At 45.8% G+C, this 1633-nt stretch carries 2 protein-coding genes; both read right to left on the reverse strand.

What is annotated here, in order from left to right; genetic code table 11:
• Positions 1-593 (reverse strand): ABC transporter permease (locus tag ACWA6V_RS21310; protein WP_449524358.1); only part of this gene is annotated, 593 nt, incomplete at its 3' end.
• A gap of 12 nt (positions 594-605) precedes the next feature.
• The coding region (locus ACWA6V_RS21315) for an ABC transporter permease (protein ID WP_449524359.1) at positions 606-1633 on the reverse strand (1028 nt) is incomplete at its 5' end.

Raw genomic sequence — 1633 nt, forward strand, 5'->3', positions numbered from 1 at the left:
TTAAAAACACCGACCACTTTAAAACTAATGCCATTGATGGTGATATCTGCACCAATCGGGTTCTCACCTTCAGCAAATAATTGCGTGCGCACGCGTGTTCCGATAATGACGGTCTTTCGTTTTTCGCGATCATCAAACTCATTAATGCTACGACCTTCAATCATCGCCAGGGAGTTAATGTTTTCCATCTTCGCGTGTATACCTTCTACGAAGAAAGTCCCGTTTTTATCTTTGTGCACTGCATAGGGTGGCGTACCGCTCCAGATGCCCACCGAATTTTGTCCGCGAATAAAACCGACACTGGGCACATTTTTTTCAATCGCTGCAACATCTTCCGGTTTAAACGTAATCTGTCTTCCTATAGGCATACCTTGATAAGGTAATTGCGTATTGCCCTGCACCCACACCCAGACAATATTGGGCACGCGCGGAAAACCCTCATTCACACCATTTTCCAAACCTTTGCCGGCACCGAGCAATAAGGTGAGCATAAAAATGCCCCAGAACACGCCAAACGCAGTCAAGGCGGTACGCAGTTTGTGTTGGCCGAGGGTTTTAAAAATCTCTTGCCACTTTTCCGTATCGATAATCATCAGTGGCTCCTGTTAATCCGCACGCATAGCTTCAATGGGCATAATTTTCGCAGCCCGCAGTGCTGGCATTAATCCGGCCAATGCACCTACTACCACCAGCAACACAATCGCAGTAATCGCTACCTGAAAATTAATTTCCGGATTTTTAAAAAATGGTAGTTGTGCACCGGCGGAATTTAATCCAAACGAAATCAATTCAATTAAACCAACACCCATGACCAACCCGGCGTAACCTGCAATTCCGGTGACCAAAATCGATTCAAACAACAGAGTGCCAACAATACTAAAAGGTGTAGCACCCAGCGCTTTACGAATACCAATTTCGCGGGTGCGCTCTTTGACGGTAATAATCATGATATTGCTCACGCCCACAATACCCGCCATGAGCGTACCCATACCAACAAACCAGATAAGTGCATTGATACCAAAGAATAATCCGTTCACCATTTTTGCCGGTTCCGCCATATTGAATGAGCGGATGGCACGTTTATCTTCCGGTGATACCGAGTGACGGCGCTGCAGTAATTCAATAACACTTTTCTCCAGTGCAAAACCATCCAAACCTATTTCTGGCCGCAACCAAATCGAGCCGATGCGATTGCTTTCACCAAACATTTTTTGGAACGTAGGTTGCGGAATATAAATGCGCTCAGAATCGCGGCCGCGATTGCCTTTATCATAAAAAACACCGACAACTTTCATAATGACGCCGTTAACGCGCACATCTTTATTGACCGGATCAACATCCTTACCAAATAAACGCTCGGCAACCACGCTGCCAATCACGGTAATTTTGCGCAGTTCGCGCTCATCAAGCGGATTTATTTTGCGCCCGAAATTAAACGGGATACTTTCTTTTACATCGAAATATTCATCGGGCACACCCAGAACTGCAAAGCTCGCACTTTTACGTTCATAGACAATAGACACACCTTCGCGCTGGCTTTCGGCGGCAATAAAACGCACGCCGGGAATTTGTTGTTTGATGGCTTCAACATCTTCCAGAGTCAATTGTATTTGCCGCCCTAAACCCATTCCTT

This window comes from Cellvibrio sp. (assembly GCF_053579595.1).